Source organism: Streptomyces ipomoeae 91-03 (assembly GCF_000317595.1).
GTDB classification, from domain to species: Bacteria; Actinomycetota; Actinomycetes; order Streptomycetales; family Streptomycetaceae; genus Streptomyces; species Streptomyces ipomoeae.
The window spans coordinates 20,294-39,148 of sequence record NZ_AEJC01000563.1 but is presented as its reverse complement, the minus strand read 5'-3'; the positions used below and the strand labels follow the sequence as shown (position 1 = coordinate 39,148).

Genomic DNA, 18,855 nt, shown 5'->3' with positions numbered 1-18,855 from the left:
CACGGCGGACGGCCGCTGAGCAGCCAGGGGACAGAGGTGTCCTGGCTCCCCGGCCGTTACCCGCGCTCTGTACCGGAGCATGCCCGGCCTCGCCGTGGCCCGCTCGCGCTACCCCGAGGTCAAGGCCTCCGTTCCCCTCGTCTGCAGAGGGAAGGACTGGTCCCGGCCGGATGATGCCGATCAAGTGGGACCGGATCCGGGTAGAAACCGGCCTGGCTGAGCAGCTGCGCTCGCCGTCCGTATCGAGGGTGAGCGACCTGCCCCCGAACTTGTCAGTTGCTTGGCGCAACGTGCTAAGTTCGCAACATGTTGGGCCGAACATACGACAGCCAACTGTGCTCCATCGCCCGCACTCTGGAGGTTGTGGGCGAGCGCTGGACCTTGCTGATCATTCGCGACGCCCTGCTGGGCCTGCGCCGGTTCGAGGAGTTTCAGGACAGTCTCGGTATCGCCCGCAATGTGCTCACCAACCGGCTCTCCAAGCTGGTCGACGATGGGCTGCTGGATCGGGTCTGTTACCAGGAGCGGCCCGCCCGCTATGAGTACCAGCCGACGAGCAAGGCCAAGGACTTGCTCACCGCGTTGCTCGCTTTGATGCACTGGGGCGATGAGCACGCCGAGGATCCGGCCGGTCCTCCGCGGATCACGAACCATGCGGGATGCGGAGGCAACGTTCGGGAACAGCTCGTGTGTACCCAATGCGGACAAGTGGTGGGCCCGGATGCCGTTCACCTGCTTCCCGGCCCCGCGCTCACCGACTTGCCGATCTGACATCCGAGAGGTTCCTCGACGGACTCGCCGCCGCCGGCTGGGCGCGTACCGAGTCGCAGTCAGTGGGTAACCCTGTTGGTCAGACGTTCAACCATGCTCCTCTCCTTGGAGAGATCTGCATCGTGACCGATGGGCGGGCCGTCTCCGCTTTCCGCCTGCTGAGTACGCGTCGTCACCGGTTCGGCCATCGCCTGTACCGAGGTGAGGGCGGCCGACGGGCCGGCCGATCGGATGGCGAACTTCTGCGGCATCCACCACCCCTGCCCGCCGGGTGTGAACTACCAGGGCACACTCTCTTGCCGCTGCCGTAGCTGCTGGGAGTACGGGCCGTGCCCAACGGTTCGGTGAATACAGCCCGTCGAACTCCCCCGTGACGGTCGGTTGTACTCGTATCCAGCAGAAGACTCATCAGAATGATCAGGCTCGGATGCGAGTTGCTTCATGAAACTGACGAGGCTAGGGTTTGAGTTGCTTCATGAAACTTATACGCACCCCGCCCCGTGAGGTGACGCTCGATGGCCAAGAACAAGCTCGAAGACCATCCACCGTCGTCCAAGCCCGCCGGCGCGACCGCATCGCCGCCCGGCCCGCCGAGCCGCTGGACGCGTCCTGGCTGCGCCAGCTGTGTCTCGACGCGGGTGCGGACGACGTCGGCTTCGTCGAGATCGACCGGCCGGACATCGCCGACCAGCGAGAGGACCTGAGCGCTGCGCTGCCGGGTGTTCGAACGTTGATCAGCATCGTGTCCCGAATGAACCGGGAGAACGTCCGCACTCTCGCGCGCTCGGTCGCCAACCTGGAGTTTCATCACACCGGCGACCACTCCAACGAGGTCGGTCGGCACGTGGTGGGCAAGCTGGAATCGATGGGCGTGCGTGCCATCAACCCCGCTATGGGTTTTCCGATGGAGATGGACAAGTTCCCCAGGAAAACGTGGGTAGTCGGGCACAAGCCGGTCGCCGTGGCGGCCGGGCTCGGCAAGATGGGCATCCACCGCAACGTCATCCACCCCAAATTCGGCAACTTCATCCTGCTGGGCACCATCCTCATCGACGCCGAGGTCACCGAATACAGTCGGCCCATCGAGTACAACCCCTGCCTGGAATGCAAGCTGTGCGTGACAGCCTGCCCGACCGGGGCGATCGCCTCCGACGGGCACTTCAACTTCTCCGCCTGCTACACGCACAACTACCGTGAGTTCATGGGTGGCTTCGGCGACTGGGCCGAACAGGTCGCCGAAAGCCGTAACGCCGACGACTACCGCTCGCGAGTGAGCGACAGCGAGAGCGCGTCCATGTGGCAAAGCCTGTCCTTCGGCGCCAACTACAAAGCCGCCTACTGCATGTCGGTCTGCCCGGCCGGCGAGGACGTCATCGGCCCCTGGTTGGAGAATCGCAAGTCACACCTGACCACCGTCGTGCGCCCACTGGTGGACAAGGAAGAGACCATTTACGTCGTCCCGGGTTCCGACGCCGAGCAGCATGTGGCCGACCGGTTCCCGAACAAGCGGACGAAGCATGTGGCGATGAGCTTGCGCGCGAACAGCATCGACGGCCTGGTGGAAGGCCTGCCACTGATCTTTCAGCGCGAACAGGCCAAGGACATGTCCGCCACCTACCACTTCACCTTCACCGGCGACGAGTCCCGGCAGATCACCGTGACCATCCGCGACCGCAAACTCGAGGTCACCGACGGACATCACGGTGAGCCGGATCTCAGGGTCACCGCCGACACGCGCACCTGGTTGCGTTTCCTCACCAAGCCGACGCTGCTGGCGTGGGCCCTGGTGCGTCGCCAGATCAAGTTGCAGGGCTCCCCGCGACTGCTGCGCGACTTCAGCCGTTGCTTCCCGTCCTGATCGGACAGGGAAGAACAGATCCCCGAAAATCATCACCGTAAAAATGGAAGGCCGATCATGAGCACTCTCAGCACTCTCAGCACCGAAGTCGAGCTCGACCTCGTGTTGGAACGTAAGGAAACGGCGGCCGAAGGTGTTGTGCTGCTGACGTTGCGCGACCCGGGAGGCCGTCCGCTGCCGGAATGGGAGCCGGGAGCACACATCGATCTGATACTGCGAGCCGACTTGGTCAGGCAGTATTCACTGTGCGGGGACCCGGCGGACCGGTCCCGCCTTCAGGTCGCGGTGCTGCGTGAACCGGAAAGTCGGGGCGGGTCGAGCTACGTGCACGATGGGCTCACGGAGGGTGAGTCGGTGCGCATTCGCGGGCCACGCAACCACTTTCCGCTCGTGAAGGCCAAAAAGTACCTGTTCATCGCCGGCGGAATCGGGATCACCCCCATCCTGCCCATGATCGCGGCCGTCAACGCGACCCGCGCCGACTGGCGCCTCGTCTACGGAGGCCGCACCCGAGCGTCGATGGCGTTCGGTGAGACCTTGCAGCGGGCCTACGGAGACCGGGTGAGCCTGCGGCCGCAGGACGAGTACGGGCTGCTGGACCTGCCTTCGCTGCTCGGCAAGCCGCAACGGAAGACAGCCGTCTACAGCTGCGGTCCGGAACCACTGCTCGCGGCGGTCGAGGCCGGCTGCGAGAAGTGGCCGAGCGGATCTCTGCACCTGGAGCGCTTCGCCCCGAAGAAGGACGTCACCGACGGGCCGTTCACGACCTTCGAGGTCGAACTCGCCCAGACCGGCAAGACACTGAAGGTCTCTGAGGACATGTCCATTCTTGAGGCCGTCGAGAATGCCGGTGTGCCGGTAATGACATCGTGCGAGGAGGGAATCTGCGGAACCTGCGAGACGAAGGTGTTGTCCGGGGAGATCGACCACCGCGACTCGGTCCTGGACGCCCAGGAGCGCGCAGCAGGCGAGACCATGATGATCTGCGTCTCCCGAGCCAAGGGCAACCGCCTGGTCCTCGACCTCTGATCCACTTCGGGCCAGAGCAACCGGCTTCGGGATCGGCGGTCGGCGGTTGGAACCGACTGGCAGGCATATTGCCCAAACAAAAAGCACAATGTGGTTGCGGCGCGAAACGGCGTCACGCTTGCAGCGTACTCAGATTTCCGCGACCTACGCCCGCCCAGGCTGACGAACACCGGTTTCATGAGATCAGAGAGGATTGGCAATGAGTGCGAATTCACAGAAGAAGAAGTTCTACGCCCTGAATATGTTTGACGTGATTGACCTGGAGAAATACCTTGCGTATTTCAGCCGTTTGCCCGAAGTGGCTCCGCAATATGGTGGTCGAATGGTGGCGTTCGGCCGTTTCCGCGACGACGTAGTCGGTGACCTCGCGCCACGGCAGGTTCTGTTTCTCGTTGAATGGGAGTCCGAAGAGGCGTTCAACAGCTTCCGGGACGATCCGGACTTGGCCGACTTGCATCCGCTGCGGGAGAGCGGGACGGCGTCCTATATCTGGCAGACGTTCGAGGGTACCGATATGAGTGATCCCGCCCACGTTTCGCTCGACGATGTACTGGCCGTGCTCAAGCCTTGAAACCCGCATCGCTACGGAGCCGGATGAGCCAGCTGACGAGTCGTCGGCTGGGGAAGTCCATCCCAAGCAGCACAGCGGGAACGTCAGGTCATCACGCCCCCAGGCGGCCGGCCGATCTGGGTCTGCCCGGTTGTCCCGGGTAGCGAGCAGGACACCACTCCGCCCGCGCGCATGGCCCGGGCGAGGCCCTGAACAGGCCGGCCGTCACCCTGAGCGTCACCGTCCCGACGGATCTCGGCTACGACAACGCATTATGGGCAGGGCTCGAAGTTGTCCGTTGTGCGCAGCAGAAAGCGTCTTGGGGCCCGCTGCCGTGGTGGGTCCCCCAATCACCTTGATGAGTGGGGCAGTTGGGTCGCGCAGACCACGGGGGCGCCGCCCCCCCCGGGGCGTTGGAGCAACCAGGTGAGCGCGACCTGGGCCATGAGGGTGCCCCGCCTCCGGGCGATCCCGGCGACGACGTCGGCTACCGCTCGGTCGGCGCGCTCGGGGGGGGCGTAGAAGCGCTCCCGGATCGGGTCTCTCGCATCGACGCTTCGAGACAACCGCTGGATCGGAGGGAAGATCCGACTCCGCGAACGCGGCGGGGGTCAAGCACCTCGGGTTCGCGCCACGCGGAGAACATTCGCAGGCTGCGAGCCGCGAAGATACCCCTGCACACCGAGAGATGACTGAGAGGGCGCGGGTGCGACCGCGTCCTTATGGCTGTGCTCCGGCCACCACAAGCTCCGTTGTCAGAGCTGCGGCCACGGCGTCCCGCACTTGAACTTCGGTGGGCGTGGGCCGTCCGCTTTCCTCGGCGAGTTCCGCGAGTGATGTCATTCGGACGTGCGGCAGCGCGCAGGACGTGAATGTGGTGTAGACGTCGAGGTCGGGGGCGATGTTGAGAGCGAAGCCGTGGCTGGTCACACTGCCGCTGATGCGCATGCCGATGGAGGCGAGTTTGCGGTCGTCGGGGGTCCATACGCCGACCAGGCTCTCGGATCCTCGCGGCGTGTCCCTTCGTACCGCCTCGAAGCCGAGCGATCCCACTGCGTGGATCAGAGCCTGCTCGACCCGGCGTACCAGGCCGCGGGGGCCGAGGTCGCGTACGTTCACCACGAGATAGCCGATGAGCTGTCCAGGACCGTGATACGTGGCATGACCGCCTCTGTCGACTTCGACCAGGGGTATCGGCGAACTCGCATCAGGGAGCTGGCTGGCCGGGGTCCGTTTAGTGTAGGTGATCACAGGCGGGTGCGTCAACAGGAACAGCCGGTTCCCGGCGCGCCCCTCCTTCCGCTCGATGACCCACCGGGCCATGTCGGCCTGTGCTGCCTCGTACGGCACTTCACCCAGATCGATCCGTTCCAGACTCGTCGATTCCATGATGTTCCTTCGTGTCTCTAGATGTCATAGTTGTTCTCCTCCAGCAAGAAGTTGCTGCCTGCCGCAGACTTCACACAGGTGCCGGGAGCGGACCACTTCATCGCACTGGACAGCGCCGGTAGGTGGTGTGATCAGTGATCTGGCCGCTTTGGGGGAGAACAGCGCCCGTCGTCGGCGGTGTCGAAGGTGGCGACGTTCTCTCACCACAGGGCCACTGGATGCGGCACAACCTGCGCTCCTCCCGGCGGACGGTTCGTCAGCCCGTCGCCGCGGCAGCACTCGCCACCCTCCCTATGCGACGGCGATCAAGCCGAATACCCACGGCGAACCGGGTCGGTTCGCCGCGCCGGCCTTCCACCATCCTGCCGATTCTCGTCGAAAGGCCCGTGCGCCGGAGCTCTCCCGCGACGTGGCGCCGTGGTGCGCTCCGGCCACCCGCTCCAGCCCGAGGGCGGCTTCAAGATTCGTCAGAAGCACCATAGTGGTTGTCGAGGATGACCTCCTTCCTGCCCTCCCGGTCCGAGCGCTCAACGCCACGGGCCCCGTAGACGATGGCCGCGTGCTGGTACGACCGCTCCCGGTACATGCCTTCGCCGTAGTCGGAGGTGAAGTCGGGGGAGGTCCGGTCTTCCTCGTATGCCTTGAGGAGTTCATTACTCAGGGCGTCCCGTGCCCCGCCGGAGACGATGTGGACGTTCCATGGCTGGGTGTTGCTGTTCGAGGGCGCTGTCTGCGCGTCTTCCAGAACGCCGCGGATGTCCGTGGCGGGCAGTGGAGTGGACAGGAACTGCCGGGGGGAGTGCCGGGTCCGCGCGAGATCAGTGAAGAACGAGGTGGTGGTTGGCAAAGCGGGTCCTTTCGAGAGTGCTCAGTCCGGTTGTCGCCGCATCGCCGGTCGGTGCTTTCCGCTTTCCATGAGCCGGCCGACGGTGAGCGGGCAGCAGCCGGATCAGATGGATGACCTGGCCGGTGAGACGGGGGTGACATGGGACAGAGAGGCAAGGTGCTTACCGTGGCGCCGTGCGGGCGCCTGCCGTCCACAGCGGTGATGACGGCGACCGGGGAGGCGACGGCGGCCAAGGCGTCGCGGAATGCGGGCCGGCGGAGGTGTCGGATATCGGGGTGGCGGTCATGACCGGGGCAGTTCTGTGCCGCGCGGGTCGAGCCCGTACTGCTCGCGGGCCCCGAGGTGGTCGCGCAGGGTGTGGCCCTCGTAGTCGAGGTGGTACAAGCCGCGTTCCTGCAGGAGAGGGACGACCTGGTCGACGAAGGCGTCGACGCCGTCGTGGTAGCCGTCGATGGCCGGCGAGAAGCCGTCACAGGCCTCGGCCTCGAACCACTGCTGCATATGGTCGGCCACGTCGGCGGCGGTGCCGGCCACCACCGGGTGGTAGTCGATGACCCCGTGGGCGATCACGTCACGCAAGGTCCAGCCCTCCCGGACCACTTCGAGAGCGCGTGCGGAGCGCGGGTCGTGAGGGCTGGGCACGGCGTCGGCCAACTGACTCGCGCTCAGGGGTTCGTCGATCTGGTCGTAGGTGAGCGGCAGGCCGATCATCGCGCCGAGGTAGCGCACCCGCTGGCGCAGGTCGACGGACTCGTCCAGGAAACGCCGCCGGTCGAGCGCGGCCCGGCGGGAGGCGGCGATGGTCGGCATGAAACCGGCGAACATCTTCACCTCGTCCGGATCGCGTCCGGCACGTTTGGCAGCATCCCGCAGGGCGTTCCGCTGAGCCTGGCCGTCTTCGACGGTGTAAGGGTTGGCGTAGACGCCGTCCGCGTAACGGCCAGCCAGTTCCAGGCCGTAACTGCCGCCGCCCGCCTGGAAGATGACCAGCAGGCCCTGCTCGGACGGCGGGATGGGCGGCGGGATGGGCAGCGGGCTGCGGGAGGCGACGTGGCGGCCCTGGAGGTTGACCGGCTGGATCTTGTCCATATCGGCGAACCGCTTGCCGGGGATGTCCCGGACCCAGGCGTCCTTCTCCCAGCTTCCCCACAGCGCCTGCACGATCTGGACGACCTCGTGCGCGCGCTCGTACTTCTGTGCGCGCGGCGGTATGTGACGGCCGAAGTTCGCCGCGGCGGCGGGATCCGAGGTGGTGACCGCGTTCCAGCCGGCCCGGCCGTGGCTGATCACGTCGAGCGCCTTGAACTGCCGGGCAAGGGGGTAGGGCTCGTTGAAGGTGGTGGAAGCGGTGGCGACAAGGCCGATCCGCTCGGTCTCGCGTGCGATGGCCGTCATGACCAGCAGCGGGTCGATGGGGTGATGCGGGGCCTGGTCTTCGAGGTCCACGTCCAGGACCGGGGTGTCCGCGAAGAACAGCAGCTGGATCTTGCCGCGCTCGGCCGCCTGCGCGTAGCGCACGAACTGGTCCATGTCCGTGTAGCTGGACAGGTTCGCGCCCGGCAGGCGCCATGCACCGGGTTCGGCTCCGTAGCCGCTGGTGAACTGCATGCACAGGAGCATCTGTTGGCTTGCCATGGCCGCTCCTCCAAACAGGGCGAGAAAAACGGAAGATGCCTCCGTTTTCGTCTCCGAGAGTGCGGAGGCTGCCTCCGCATTGTCAAAGGAGTCGGAGTCCCGTGGCCTGCGGGGACGGTGGACGCGAGCGCCGGGGCGCGTACGAGGGCCAGGGCGCGCAAACGGAGGGCAGGCGCGCCGCAGAAACCGGCCGTGGCGCTCCGGTGAGAGGAGCTGCAGGGGGACCTCTCGCACGGGGTGTGCGCCACGGTCGGCGGCGGGCGTCACCGGTGGGCGGCGGGCGTCACCGGTGGGCGGCGCGGTTCATCTCGACGACGTCCGCCGGCGTGGGATTGGCCCCGAGGGCGGCGAAGCGCTCTGCCATGCTGTCGCGGACGGCTGCATCCTTGACGCGGTCGGCCGCGGCCAGGGCTGCCGGCAGCTCGTTCAGGGTCAGCTCCGTGCAGTAGGCGGGGCCCATCGGCTGCTGACGCCAGGAGTCGGCCAGTGCGCCCGCGTCGTAGGGATCGAATCCGGTGTCGTCCACCAGGCGCATGGCCACACGCTTCGCTTCCTCGGAGTCGCCGGCGACCGGGATGGCGATGCGGCCCGGAGTGCCCGCGGGGACGCCCTTCGTTCGCTGGGTTTCGGCCAGGGCGGCGTTCCACGCCTTGACCACGGGACGCCCAAGGAGTTCGGAGGTGTACACGCTCTCCACCACACCGTCCTCCACTGCCTCGATCCGCCCGTTGAGGTGCGGGTAGTAGTTGGAGGTGTCGATGACCACCGTCTCGGCGGGGACGGAAACGAACAAGTCGGCCAGCTGTCCCGCCACTCCGAAGGGAATGGCCAGGATTACGGCGTCCCTGTCCTTGACGGCGTCCTCGAGCGCCACGGCGCGGGCGCCGGTCTCCAGCACGTCGGGCGCGACACCCTCGGGGCCGCGGGCGTCCGCCACCTTGACGTCGTGACCGGCCCCACTGAGCTTGCGGGCAAGATTGCCACCGATGGCCCCGGCGCCGATAACGGAAATTTTCATGATTTGTCCTTCGGTGAGTTGCACTGCCCTCAGGGTGGCGCAATGTGATCACTGTGTGATGGGACCGCCGGACGCCCCCGGAAATCCGGAGGATGCCTGGGGGTCGGGTGATCGTCAGGCGACGGCTTACGCCTGGGCGTCCCGCTTGCGGTAGCCGGTGGCGACGAGCGCGCGAACGCGGTCCAGCGACTCCTCCTCTGCGGCACCGGCGCCCTTGAGCCAGGCGACGGAGATGGCCGCGAGGAACAGGTCGTAACCCTGCACCGACTCGCGCACACGTCCCGCCCGCTGGGCGGCGCGCACGTACTCCTCGGTGGCGGTGATGACGGTGTCGCAGGAGAGCGTGAGCGGGTTGTCCGGATCCTGCGCCCGGGCCGCGGCCATGAGCGGCTCCGGCAGTCCGCTGAACGCGCTGAAGTACTCCTCCAGTGCGCGCAGCCACTGCTCCAGTGCCTCGTCGGCGTCGTCGAGCCGCGCGATCTCTTTCCGACGCGCCACCAGTTCTTCGGAGCGCGTCTGCAGCACGGCCGCCAACAGCGCTTCCCGGGTGGGGAAATGCCGGTACAAGGTGCCGGGTCCGACACCCGCCTCCTTGGCCACCGCCTCCAGGGACGTACCGACCCCGTACTTCAGGAAGTGACGCTGCGCCGCTTCCAGGAGGGCGGCACGGTTGCGCTGGACATCCGCGCGAGGCTTGCGCCCCTGCTGTCCACTGGCGCTCATGCGCCCTCCCGGGTCACGCGGTCCTGTAGTTCCCATAAAACGGAGGCTACCTCCGTAATGATTCCAGAGTAAAGCGGAGGCGGCATCCGGTCAAGCGGCTTCACCCCGGCACACTCGTCGCCGGCCCGGAGGCTCGGCCGCCTATTGCAGAGACGGCGACTGTGCCGCCGTTTCTTGGCAGGCCGGAACCACCGGCAGCACGATGCGGGAAGGCCGGGCGGGGTCGTGGAAGACCTGTTGCCGGGCTGCTCGGGCCATGGTCGCGCTGTGCTCGGGTTCTCCTGTGTTGAGGTTGCGGTCCCAGCGGGGGAAGTTGCTGGAGGTGACCTGGACCCGTATGCGGTGCCCTGCCCTGAAGACGATGCTGGTCGACCACAGGTCCACAATGTGCTCGGCGGGTTCACCCGGTGTCGCCCGTACCCGCACGATGCCGTCGGTCACGTTGCGGGAGACGCCGTTCTCGTCGACGTCGCACAGGCGGGCCACCCAGTCGGTCGAGGGGCCGTCGGTGGTGGCGAAGAGCACCGCCTTGATGCGGCCGGTCACCTCGACGTCCTCGGCGAGAGGTTCGGTGGTGAAGACCAGGACGTCCTCGCGCGCCTCCACGGCCGTCTGATCGAGCGGACCGGGCCGGGACTCGTCGGCCATCAGGAGCCCGCTGCCCGTAAGGAGCGCGCCGCCGGTGGTGGGTACCGGGTCCATCGGGTCGTAGGTGAACTCCTCGGCCCGCTCGGCGGTGGACGGCGGCTCAGGGGTGAGGCGTCCGTCCGCGCGCAGGTGGAAGTCCGTGTCGACGGCCCGCGACAGGGGCCATTCCGTCTCCTCGCGCCACTGGTTGACGCCCATGACGAACAGCAGCACCTTGCCCGTGTCCGGCTCCAGCGCCTCGCCGTTGCCGATCGTGCGCTGGAACCAGTCGAGCTGCATGTCCGACAGACGTCCGCGCATGGCCATGTAGTCGGAGTGCGCGCCGAAACCGAAGTTGACGTCCCCGACCACGTGCCGCAGGTTGGTGTGCGTCCACGGGCCCATGATCAGCGTGGCGGGCCGGCCGGCCCGGCGCATGGCGGTGAAGTTGTCGAGTGTGCCCTGGCTGAAGATGTCGTACCAGCCGCCGACCTGGAAGGTGGGCAGATCGACCTCGTCGTGCCGGCCCGCGACGCGGCAGGACGCCGCCCACTCCGGCTCGCGGCGGGAGCGTTCGTGGCCGAGCTCGGGCAGGTCGTGCCGGGCGAACGCGGGAAACCGCCCGGCGGGGAGCTCCCCGTAACCGCCGTTCGCCAGGCCGTCGAAATCCTGCACGAGCCCGGTGATGGCGGTCACGAGCCCGTCCAGGTCGGTGCTGTGACGGCGCATCAGGGTGTCGGCGCCCTGCAGGAGGGACCAGGGGACGGTGAGACCGAGTTCGATCGCGCCGCCGCGCGTCCACAGCCCGTCGTCCGGATCGGACCACGTGATCATCGGCGCGATGGCCTTCAGCTCCGGCGGCTTCGACAGCGCCGCCATCCACTGGGTGTTGCCGAAGTAGCTGCCACCGATCATGCCGACCGAGCCGTTGGAGCCGGGGAGGGCGGCGGCCCACCGTACGGTGTCGTAGCCGTCGCTCTGCTCGTACGTGAACGGCTCCCACTCCCCCTCGGAGGCGAACCGGCCACGGGTGTCCTGGATGACCACCATGAACCCGCGCCGGGCAGCCGCCAACGGATCGAGCATGACGGTCATCATGGGAGTCTGCTTGCCGTACGGCAGCCGGCTCAGCAGCACCGGCCACGGGTCCCGCACCGCCGGGCCGGTAGACATCCGCGCGCAGCACCGTGCCGTCACGCATCCGCGCCGGAACGTCGACCTCGATCTTTATCTCCGCCATGCACTGCTCCTTGGGTCAGTGGTCCCGGGGGTCAGGCCACCGCGTTCAACAGGTCGGCCAGTACGTCGGGCCGTTCCAGGGCGATGAAGTGGCCGGCCTTCGGCACCTGTGTGAAGTCGGCGGCCGGCAGCAGTTGCTTGTTGGCCTGCCGGTCGGAGGGCCGGGACCAGTCCTTTTCGCCGTAGACGAGGTGGATGGGTGCCTTGATCTCGGGGTAGCGCGAGCGGGCGGCGATGAGGCTGGGCAGGGCCTGGTACACGGCCCGGGCGACGGTCGGGTAGCCGGGGCGCTTGCCCACCTGGAGGAGTTCGTCCACGTAGTCCTCGCGCAGTGCGCTCTTGTCGCCGAGGCCGCCTTGAAGGATCTTGGTGAGGGCGGGCTTGGGCTCCACCCCGGCGATCACCGGGCCCACTCCTGGCGTGAGCACGCCGCTGACCACGACACGGGCGAGGAGACTTGAGCGGGCGATTCCGCCGCGGAAGTCGTAGGTGTTGACCGCGACGACGCGTCGGACGCGCTCGGGGAGATCGGCGGCGGTGGTCAGGGCGAGCACCGCTCCCATGGACTCCCCGAGCAGCGTCACGTCGTGGAGGTCGAGTTCGGTCAGGAGCCGCTTGACGCCCGCGCGCATGGCCGGCTCGTCGTACGACGCCCCGGGCACGATCTCGGAGTAGCCCATCCCCGGCAGGTCGAGGGCGTAGACGGTGTACCGGTCCGAGATCAGCGGGATGAGGCGGCGGAAGTGCTCGGCCTGGGTGCGCACGGTGTGCAGCAGGACCAGGGGAGCGCCGGTGCCCGCCTTGAGATAGCGCAGAGTTCCCTCGCGGCTGTGGCGTCCCGCGCGCGGGGCGATGGTGTGGCTGGTCGTCCCCGGAATGTGGATCGTGGGACGTGACTCGTGGCTGGGCATCTCGCCGACTCCTTGTGTGTGAAGGGGTTACTTCGCCAGCTGGGCGTACAGTCCGGCCAGGTCGCCGGCCAGGCCCGCCTTGACCTGCCGCGAGATGTCGTCGGCCAGCACCTCGTACGCGCCCGTCTCGACGCCGTCGAGGGCGAGTGCGGCGACGGCACGCGGGTCGGACTTGGGCGCGTCGACGCCGGCCGCGAGGTCCGTGTCGACGTAGCCGACGTGCAGCCCGGTGACGGCGATGCCGCGCGGCTGGAGCTCCAGGCGCAGGGAGTTGGTCTGCGACCACAGGGCGGCCTTGGAGGCGCTGTAGGAGCCGCCGAGCGCGATCCAGGACAGCACGGAGTGGACGTTGAGGAGGTGGCCGCCACCGTTGCGTTCGATGACCGGTACGAAGGCGCGGGTGACCAGGAACGGGCCGTAGAAGTTGGTCTCGAACTCCCGGCGTACGTCGTCGACCGGGGAGTCGAGGAAGGACGCGCCGACCGAGGCGCCCGCGTTGTTGATCAGCACGGTGACGTCCTGCGCCTGCGCGGAGGCCGCCGCCACGGAAGCCGGGTCGGTGACCTCCAGCGCCACCGGGACGGCGTCGGGGTGCGTCACGGTGCGCGGGTCGCGGGCCGTGGCGTAGACCTTGGCGGCGCCGCGCGCGTACAGCTCCTCCACCAGCGCCTTGCCGATGCCCCGGCTGCCACCGGTGACGAAGACGTTCGCGCCCTTCAATGCGGTCATGACTGCCTCCACAGAATGAGAAACCGATCGGTTTCAGAGCGCAAGCCCGGCAGGGCCTCCGGCTTCACCGGGGCGTTCCGTACCCGTGGATCCCCGGGATGACGAGCTCACCGCCCACCTGTCCGGCCTGGTCGATGTCGGCGTCCGCCAGGTCGAGTCGGAGCTTGAGGTCGAGTTTCCCGACCGTGTCGTAGAGCCACTCCGGGACGGTGTCGGGCGTGAGGTGGAGGCGGAGGACCGGGGGCAGGGGGATGCCTTCGACGCCGGAGAGGGTGCCCGTCAGGCTCTCGACGTACATGGTGATGCGGTCGCCTCGCAGCGTGGACGTCGAGCCGGGAGCTCCGTCGATGTGCTGGATCTGCGGGCCGACGGGTACGGCCATCTTCAGGTCGCGGATCGTGACGGCCGCCGCGGAGAACTTGAGCACCCGCTTGGGCCCGGCGGCCGTGCCCACGGTCACCACGCCGCCGAAGACGAGGTCGCGCAGTTCGAGGCGGCTTCCCTTCATGTTCCAGGACTCGGCGGGGAATCGACCGGCGCTCGTGTCCTCGGGAGCCTTGAGATCGCTGATATCACAGGTTCGGGTGGCCCCTGGGGTGGGCGCCGGTCGGGACGATGGCTCAGCGGTCCGCCGGCCGGGGGTGGGTGACGCGCGAGGTGCGGCCGGTGGCGAGTCGGATGGTTCCTTGGCCGTCGGCGTCGGCGTCGGAGCAGCCAGGCTCGGTGCGGGGCTCGCGTCGGGTGCCGGACTCTGCTGCTCGGTGTCGCCGTGGAGGAGGGAACCGAGGATGTCCGCAAGGCCGGTGGTGGCGGTATTCGCGCTCGGTGAGGTGGTCGGAGCCGGGGCGGGGCCCGTTTCCTCGTCGGCCGCATGCTCCGACGGTTTGACCGGCTCGCCGCTCGTGGGGGCACTGGGCGTGCTGGGAGCAGCGGAGGGAGTGGGGGCCGTGGCCGGCGCTGCCGTGTCGTCGGGACGGGCACAGTCGACACCGCCGCCGGGCTCCTCTTCGGGAGCGGAATGAGCCGCGGTGGCGCTCGTGTCGACCGCGGGCGGACGCTGACTCGCCAGGACGAGAACGGTCGGCAGCGCGGTGAGTGCGAGAGCCTTCCCGAGCGGCAGGCGCAGGCGGGCCGGCGTGGACGTACGGGGGACGGCGTGGCGGCCTCTCGTCGTCCGGGCGTAGTGGGGTTCTACGGCCTCGCCGCGGAGGTCGGGCGACTGGTCGGTCATTCCCCGGCCCTCCCCGACGGCCCCTCGGTGTCGTCGGGCGTGTTCACCGGGCCCCATGCCAGGGCCAGGAGTCCACCCGTGGCCGCGCACAGTGTGCCGACGAAGAATCCGCCGAAGTTCGAGATGGGGAGCGACAGCACACCGAGGAAGACGGCAACGCATCCGGCGAAGAACCTGATGATCGGCTGGAACCGCAGAAGACCGCCGAGGGCGATCAGCGTCAGGCCGATGACCAGGGACCCCGCTCCCGCGGTGGTGGACATCGCCACGGACAGGGCGCCCAGGGAGAGGTTGAAGTACGGGAAGTAGATGATCGGCGCGGCGGCCATGAGTACCAGCAGGCCCGCCCAGAAGGGGCGGGTGCGCCGCCAGGCCCTGAAAGCCCGGCGAGCGCGGACGAAGCCGCTGTCGCTGTGGGGGTGCGCGGGTGCGTCGGCACTCGTCATGTGGAGGTTCCCGGATCGTCAGCGGGTGGGGGAGGTTGGGGCATGGTCAGAAGCAGTCGTGGCGGCCGGCCGCGATGTTCATGTGCAGGCCCGACAGTTCGAACGTGCCCGCAGAGCTGGCCCAGACCGTTTGGTGGGCATCGATGATCTCCACCGAATCCGCCTGCTGGGCGTAGCCGTTGGGATCCACGTGGTCCTTCGGGTTGATCTGACCCTTGGTCATGGCACCGGTGGCGACGCCGATGTCGACGTTGTGGAAGGTGCCCTTCTTGGCCTGGAGGTCGGTCATGTCGATGTACAGGTTCTTGGCCTTGACCGGCGTACCCGATCCGCCGGCTTCGAGCGTCATCGTGTAGGTCCCGAGCACGGGGATGTCCACCGGCACGGACTGGCACAAGTCGACGATCGTCGCGTTCTTGATGGACGACACGGAGACGGGCACGTGCTTGCCGTTCTTGGCGACGTCCACCGTGGCGTAGTTGCCGAATCCGGTGCCGCTCAGGGAACCGGCCGAGACCTTGAAGTCGGAACCGGAGATGCTGAACGAAGCGGCCAGCGCGCCCTGGGCCATGGAGACGGCGACCGCCGCCGTGGCGGCCACCGTCGGCACCGCACCGATGGCGAAACGCTTCCAGTGAGTCCTGCCCATTCGCTGGGACATGCGTGGCCCTCCGTTGTCGAGGTGTACGAGGCGTACCAGGTGAGTCGGGGCCGGGTGCGCAAAGAGGGCACCCCGGAGAAGCGCTCGGTAGCGCCACTATCGAGTGCCTGATAGTGGCACTATCGAGCTCGAAGGTGCAACCCCCGGTAAACGCGATACTGGTGGGACAGTTGAGCGTGAGGGAGCGCATGAGGATTTCGGAGCTCAGCCGACGGTCCGGGGTGCCGGTGGCGACCATCAAGTACTACCGACGGGAGGGTCTGCTCCCGGAGGGGCGCGCACTGAACCCGACCACGGTCGAGTACGACGAGGAGCACGTCCAGCGGCTGCGTCTGATCCGTTCCCTCATCCAGCTCGGCGGGCTGTCCGTCGCCCGCACCCGGGAAGTGCTCGAAGCCGTCGAGCAGCCGCTGGACGCGTTCGAAACCCTGGCGGTCATCCACCACGCCCTGCCCGTTCCTTCTGCGGAGACGAGCGGGAAGGACGGCGAGGATCACGAGGGTGCCGCCGACGGGGCGGCATCCGGCGGAGCCGTCGCGCGGGTCGAGGCTCTCATCGAGAACATGGGCTGGCGGATCTCCGACGCGTCACCGCACCGCCCGGCACTCGCCGAGAGTCTCGCGGCGCTCAGTCGCCTCGGCGCCGACTACACGGCCGACGACCTCATCCCCTACGCACGGCTCGCCACCTCGACCGCGGACCTGGATTTCGCTCAGCTCGAAGGGATCGAGGACCAGATCGCCCTCGCCGAGCGGGCGGTGGTACTCGGTGTGCTGTTCGAGCCGGTCGTCAGACTGCTGCGGCGCCTGGCCCAGGAGGACGCGAACCATCGCCGCCATGATCGCCGTGCGTGCGGGCGGGGGGAGCGGCCGGCGGAGTGAGTCCCCGGCGGGGTGCCGACGGGTCACCGGCACCCCATTCGCTGGGTTCGGCCCGCGGTGACGGGACCGGCTTGTCGGCCGTGTCGTCGGCAGGCATCCCGGTCTCCTCGATGCCGAACCGGTCGTGGAAGCGCGCCGGCGGGCCCGGAGCCCACCAGGCGCTCTGCCCAGCAGTCTCATGACGGCCGTTCCCGGCCGCATGTGCACCAGCACGTCCGCCAAGACCGCGAACACCATGCCGCCGCCGAAGAGCTTGATGCTCAGCACATCGCTCATCCCGATCGTCGCGAGCGGCACGCGCATCTGCACCGCGGCGGTCACGACCAGGCGGCCGATGGACTGCGGCCCGGTCGCCACGACTTCATCGCGATGGCCTTCAGCGACAGCGGCAGCGACAGCGACAGCGGCAGTGGCAGTGGCATCGAGCTGAGCGCGTCCAGCGTGCCGCGCGGGCTTCGACCTTCACGGGCCGCTCCAGGGCCGGACGCGAATCGTTCACTTGTACCGAGGAAACCGATCTGTTTTTCTAGTGGAAACAGATACGGGCCGCCGCGGCTCACACACCATGCGCTGGTGGGTGCTTGTCGTGCTGGGTGTGGCGCAGCTCATGGCCACGCTCGATGCGACCGTCGTGAACATCGCGCTGCCCGCGGCGCAACATGACCTCGGTTTCGGCGACGGCAGCCGGCTGGGGGTGCCCCCTCTGGGGGAGGGTCATCACGGGTTACGCCCTGGCATTCGGCAGCCTGCTGCTGCTCGGTGGCCGACTCGGTGACCTGTTCGGCCGACGTACCACCTTCGTGACCGGCCTGATCGGTTTCGCGGGCGCATCCGTCCTCGGCGGCGCGGCCACCAGCTTCGAAATCCTCGTCACGGCACGTGTGGCCCAGGGACTCCTCGCCGCGCTGCTCGCACCTGCGGCACTCTCACTGCTCAGCGTGACCTTCACCGACCCGACCGAGAGGCCGAAGGCCTTCGGTATCTTCAGTGTGTTGTCCGGTGCGGGCGGCGCGGTCGGGCTGCTGTTCGGCGGCATGCTCACCGAGTGGGCGTCGTGGCGCTGGGTGATGTACGTGAACGTCATCTTCGCGGCCGTCGCGCTGGTCGGCGCGCTGCTGTGGCTGGCCAAGCCCGCGGTCACCGAGCGGCCCAAGATCGATATTCCGGGCACGATCGTGGTGAGCGCAGCGCTGTTCGCCATCGTCTACGGGTTCGCGCACGTCGAATCCACCAGTTGGACCGACCCGGTCGCCCTCGGCTCCATGATCAGCGGTGTGGTGCTGCTCGCGGTATTCGCATGGCTGGAGCTCAGGGTCGCGCATCCGCTGCTGCCGCTGCGAGTCGTGCTGGACCGGACCCGCGGTGGTTCGTTCCTGGCGGTGTTCGTCATGGGCATGGGGATGTTTTCGATCTTCCTGTTCCTGACCTATTACCTGGAGGCCGGCATCGGCTACTCGTTACCTGGAGGCCGGCATCGGCTACTCGCCGATCGAGGCCGGTCTGGCGTTCCTGCCGATGGTCGCGGGCATCGTCGCCGCGTCGACCACGGCGCCTTCGCTGCTGCTGCCCAGGGTCGGCCCGAAGATCGTGGTCAGCGCCGGCTTCCTGGTCGCCGCATCCGGCATGGCCTTGCCGGCCCGGCTTGGGCTGGACAGCGGCTACGTCGCCGACATCATGCCCGGCATGATCCTGCTGGGTCTCGGCATCGGTGGCGTGATGACCACCGCGTTCCAGGGAGCGACCGCAGGCGTGCACCACGAGGACGCGGGCGTCGCCTCGGCGCTGATCAACACCAGCCAGCAGGTGGGTGGCTAGATCAGCACGGCGCTGCTGACCACCGTTGCCTCATCGGCCACGACCGACTACCTGTCCTCGCACAACCCCGGCGCACTGACCGCGGCGCAGGCCGGGGTCGAGGGCTACACGGCCACCCTGCAGTGGGGCGCCGGGATCTTCGTGGTCGGTGCCGTGCTCGCGGCGTTCCTGATTCCGAATCGGGCTCTGGAGCCCTCGGAGGGCGAACTCGTGATCGCCCACTGAGCCCGAATCCACCGTGGACGTGGTGAGAGATGCCCTGCGCTGATCGGTGCTCTCGAGGCACAAGTCAGCGCAGGAAGGCAGGGGCATCTCCGAGACGGTGCCCACCTCTACCCGCGCGTTCCGTCTTCAGCGAACCGGTCACCGCCGGTAGAGGGCACCCACGGTCTGGGCTGAATGTGCGAGACCGAGGGGCACGCCGGCCATGGAGGGTGCCACCGAGTGCAGTCACAGCAGCGGCAGGCGAGCGATGCCGGGCGCGCCGAACACGCC

Annotated in this window: 19 protein-coding genes; 6 read left to right on the top strand and 13 right to left on the bottom strand. The window is 67.9% G+C overall.

Going from position 1 to position 18,855, the window contains the following annotated elements:
- Nucleotides 1-306 precede the first annotated feature (306 nt).
- Nucleotides 307-771, top strand: a complete 465-nt coding sequence (locus tag STRIP9103_RS36830) for a winged helix-turn-helix transcriptional regulator (RefSeq protein ID WP_009332257.1) — start codon at nucleotides 307-309, stop codon at nucleotides 769-771.
- 59 nt (nucleotides 772-830) lie between these two features.
- Here STRIP9103_RS36830 and STRIP9103_RS50305 read toward each other — a convergent pair whose 3' ends face one another.
- The gene (locus tag STRIP9103_RS50305) at nucleotides 831-1,022 is read right to left on the bottom strand and encodes a hypothetical protein (RefSeq protein ID WP_009332255.1); all 192 of its coding nucleotides are present in this window, start codon (nucleotides 1,020-1,022) and stop codon (nucleotides 831-833) included.
- Between the two features lie 224 nt (nucleotides 1,023-1,246).
- Between STRIP9103_RS50305 and STRIP9103_RS36825 the strand changes: the two genes are divergently transcribed.
- The 3 genes from STRIP9103_RS36825 to STRIP9103_RS36815 all read left to right on the top strand — a co-directional run bounded on the left by STRIP9103_RS36825 (nucleotide 1,247) and on the right by STRIP9103_RS36815 (nucleotide 4,229).
- The gene (locus STRIP9103_RS36825; protein WP_078614174.1) at nucleotides 1,247-2,629 is read left to right on the top strand and encodes an SCP2 sterol-binding domain-containing protein; all 1,383 of its coding nucleotides are present in this window, start codon (nucleotides 1,247-1,249) and stop codon (nucleotides 2,627-2,629) included.
- A 57-nt stretch (nucleotides 2,630-2,686) separates the two neighbouring features.
- Nucleotides 2,687-3,658, top strand: coding sequence for a PDR/VanB family oxidoreductase (locus tag STRIP9103_RS36820; RefSeq protein WP_009332259.1), 972 nt, complete (start codon nucleotides 2,687-2,689; stop codon nucleotides 3,656-3,658).
- 199 nt (nucleotides 3,659-3,857) lie between these two features.
- Nucleotides 3,858-4,229 carry a DUF1330 domain-containing protein gene (locus tag STRIP9103_RS36815; RefSeq protein ID WP_048821640.1) on the top strand — a complete coding sequence of 124 codons (372 nt, stop codon included), beginning with the start codon at nucleotides 3,858-3,860 and terminating at the stop codon, nucleotides 4,227-4,229.
- Nucleotides 4,230-4,928: 699 nt separating this feature from the next.
- On the opposite strand, the gene lipB is transcribed toward STRIP9103_RS36815, so the two are convergent.
- From lipB to STRIP9103_RS36755, 11 genes are all read right to left on the bottom strand, one after another.
- Nucleotides 4,929-5,597, bottom strand: a complete 669-nt coding sequence (gene lipB / locus STRIP9103_RS36805) for a lipoyl(octanoyl) transferase LipB (protein ID WP_009332247.1) — start codon at nucleotides 5,595-5,597, stop codon at nucleotides 4,929-4,931.
- A gap of 457 nt (nucleotides 5,598-6,054) precedes the next feature.
- A complete protein-coding gene (locus STRIP9103_RS36800; RefSeq protein WP_009332249.1) occupies nucleotides 6,055-6,444 on the bottom strand; it encodes a nitroreductase family protein in 390 nt (129 codons plus the stop codon).
- A 282-nt stretch (nucleotides 6,445-6,726) separates the two neighbouring features.
- Nucleotides 6,727-8,079: an NtaA/DmoA family FMN-dependent monooxygenase gene (locus STRIP9103_RS36795; protein WP_009332210.1), complete on the bottom strand. Its 1,353-nt coding sequence runs from the start codon at nucleotides 8,077-8,079 to the stop codon at nucleotides 6,727-6,729.
- Nucleotides 8,080-8,362: 283 nt separating this feature from the next.
- Nucleotides 8,363-9,121 (bottom strand): NADPH-dependent F420 reductase, encoded by a 759-nt coding sequence (locus STRIP9103_RS36790; RefSeq protein ID WP_009332235.1) that lies wholly within the window; start codon nucleotides 9,119-9,121, stop codon nucleotides 8,363-8,365.
- Between the two features lie 102 nt (nucleotides 9,122-9,223).
- Nucleotides 9,224-9,820, bottom strand: a complete 597-nt coding sequence (locus STRIP9103_RS36785; RefSeq protein ID WP_009332229.1) for a TetR/AcrR family transcriptional regulator — start codon at nucleotides 9,818-9,820, stop codon at nucleotides 9,224-9,226.
- A gap of 141 nt (nucleotides 9,821-9,961) precedes the next feature.
- Nucleotides 9,962-11,620, bottom strand: coding sequence for a CocE/NonD family hydrolase (locus tag STRIP9103_RS36780; protein ID WP_234022394.1), 1,659 nt, complete (start codon nucleotides 11,618-11,620; stop codon nucleotides 9,962-9,964).
- 98 nt (nucleotides 11,621-11,718) lie between these two features.
- Nucleotides 11,719-12,597, bottom strand: coding sequence for an alpha/beta fold hydrolase (locus STRIP9103_RS36775; RefSeq protein WP_009332280.1), 879 nt, complete (start codon nucleotides 12,595-12,597; stop codon nucleotides 11,719-11,721).
- A gap of 27 nt (nucleotides 12,598-12,624) precedes the next feature.
- Nucleotides 12,625-13,326 carry an SDR family oxidoreductase gene (locus STRIP9103_RS36770; protein WP_009332245.1) on the bottom strand — a complete coding sequence of 234 codons (702 nt, stop codon included), beginning with the start codon at nucleotides 13,324-13,326 and terminating at the stop codon, nucleotides 12,625-12,627.
- Between the two features lie 64 nt (nucleotides 13,327-13,390).
- Nucleotides 13,391-14,557 (bottom strand): hypothetical protein, encoded by a 1,167-nt coding sequence (locus tag STRIP9103_RS36765; RefSeq protein WP_009332251.1) that lies wholly within the window; start codon nucleotides 14,555-14,557, stop codon nucleotides 13,391-13,393.
- Nucleotides 14,554-15,003, bottom strand: coding sequence for a DUF6114 domain-containing protein (locus STRIP9103_RS36760; protein ID WP_009332240.1), 450 nt, complete (start codon nucleotides 15,001-15,003; stop codon nucleotides 14,554-14,556). The genes STRIP9103_RS36765 and STRIP9103_RS36760 overlap by 4 nt, the downstream gene beginning before the upstream one ends.
- Before the next feature lie 46 nt (nucleotides 15,004-15,049).
- Entirely contained in the window at nucleotides 15,050-15,664 is a 615-nt protein-coding gene (locus tag STRIP9103_RS36755; protein ID WP_009332233.1) for a DUF6230 family protein, read from the bottom strand.
- Between the two features lie 188 nt (nucleotides 15,665-15,852).
- Between STRIP9103_RS36755 and STRIP9103_RS36750 the strand changes: the two genes are divergently transcribed.
- Entirely contained in the window at nucleotides 15,853-16,545 is a 693-nt protein-coding gene (locus STRIP9103_RS36750) for a MerR family transcriptional regulator (RefSeq protein WP_048821637.1), read from the top strand.
- A 317-nt stretch (nucleotides 16,546-16,862) separates the two neighbouring features.
- Here the strand turns inward: STRIP9103_RS36750 and STRIP9103_RS50300 are convergent, their stop codons facing one another.
- The gene (locus STRIP9103_RS50300) at nucleotides 16,863-17,105 is read right to left on the bottom strand and encodes a hypothetical protein (RefSeq protein WP_158696940.1); all 243 of its coding nucleotides are present in this window, start codon (nucleotides 17,103-17,105) and stop codon (nucleotides 16,863-16,865) included.
- 99 nt (nucleotides 17,106-17,204) lie between these two features.
- On the opposite strand from STRIP9103_RS50300, the gene STRIP9103_RS36745 reads away from it, so the two are divergent.
- A complete protein-coding gene (locus tag STRIP9103_RS36745) occupies nucleotides 17,205-18,611 on the top strand; it encodes an MFS transporter (protein WP_009332267.1) in 1,407 nt (468 codons plus the stop codon).
- Nucleotides 18,612-18,855 lie beyond the last annotated feature (244 nt).

What these genes read in the sequence shown, in the direction of transcription:
- STRIP9103_RS36780 (WP_234022394.1), bottom strand. Translation starts at nt 11,620, where the DNA reads ATGTCTACCGGCCCGGCGGTGCGGGACCCGTGGCCGGTGCTGCTGAGC.
- STRIP9103_RS36750 (WP_048821637.1), top strand. Translation starts at nt 15,853, where the DNA reads ATGAGGATTTCGGAGCTCAGCCGACGGTCCGGGGTGCCGGTGGCGACC.
- STRIP9103_RS36760 (WP_009332240.1), bottom strand. Translation starts at nt 15,003, where the DNA reads ATGACGAGTGCCGACGCACCCGCGCACCCCCACAGCGACAGCGGCTTC.
- STRIP9103_RS36820 (WP_009332259.1), top strand. Translation starts at nt 2,687, where the DNA reads ATGAGCACTCTCAGCACTCTCAGCACCGAAGTCGAGCTCGACCTCGTG.
- STRIP9103_RS36795 (WP_009332210.1), bottom strand. Translation starts at nt 8,079, where the DNA reads ATGGCAAGCCAACAGATGCTCCTGTGCATGCAGTTCACCAGCGGCTAC.
- STRIP9103_RS36745 (WP_009332267.1), top strand. Translation starts at nt 17,205, where the DNA reads ATGACCTCGGTTTCGGCGACGGCAGCCGGCTGGGGGTGCCCCCTCTGG.
- STRIP9103_RS36770 (WP_009332245.1), bottom strand. Translation starts at nt 13,326, where the DNA reads ATGACCGCATTGAAGGGCGCGAACGTCTTCGTCACCGGTGGCAGCCGG.
- STRIP9103_RS36815 (WP_048821640.1), top strand. Translation starts at nt 3,858, where the DNA reads ATGAGTGCGAATTCACAGAAGAAGAAGTTCTACGCCCTGAATATGTTT.
- STRIP9103_RS36765 (WP_009332251.1), bottom strand. Translation starts at nt 14,557, where the DNA reads ATGACCGACCAGTCGCCCGACCTCCGCGGCGAGGCCGTAGAACCCCAC.
- STRIP9103_RS50305 (WP_009332255.1), bottom strand. Translation starts at nt 1,022, where the DNA reads ATGCCGCAGAAGTTCGCCATCCGATCGGCCGGCCCGTCGGCCGCCCTC.
- STRIP9103_RS36830 (WP_009332257.1), top strand. Translation starts at nt 307, where the DNA reads ATGTTGGGCCGAACATACGACAGCCAACTGTGCTCCATCGCCCGCACT.
- STRIP9103_RS36755 (WP_009332233.1), bottom strand. Translation starts at nt 15,664, where the DNA reads ATGTCCCAGCGAATGGGCAGGACTCACTGGAAGCGTTTCGCCATCGGT.
- STRIP9103_RS36775 (WP_009332280.1), bottom strand. Translation starts at nt 12,597, where the DNA reads ATGCCCAGCCACGAGTCACGTCCCACGATCCACATTCCGGGGACGACC.
- STRIP9103_RS36785 (WP_009332229.1), bottom strand. Translation starts at nt 9,820, where the DNA reads ATGAGCGCCAGTGGACAGCAGGGGCGCAAGCCTCGCGCGGATGTCCAG.
- STRIP9103_RS36825 (WP_078614174.1), top strand. Translation starts at nt 1,247, where the DNA reads ATGAAACTTATACGCACCCCGCCCCGTGAGGTGACGCTCGATGGCCAA.
- lipB (WP_009332247.1), bottom strand. Translation starts at nt 5,597, where the DNA reads ATGGAATCGACGAGTCTGGAACGGATCGATCTGGGTGAAGTGCCGTAC.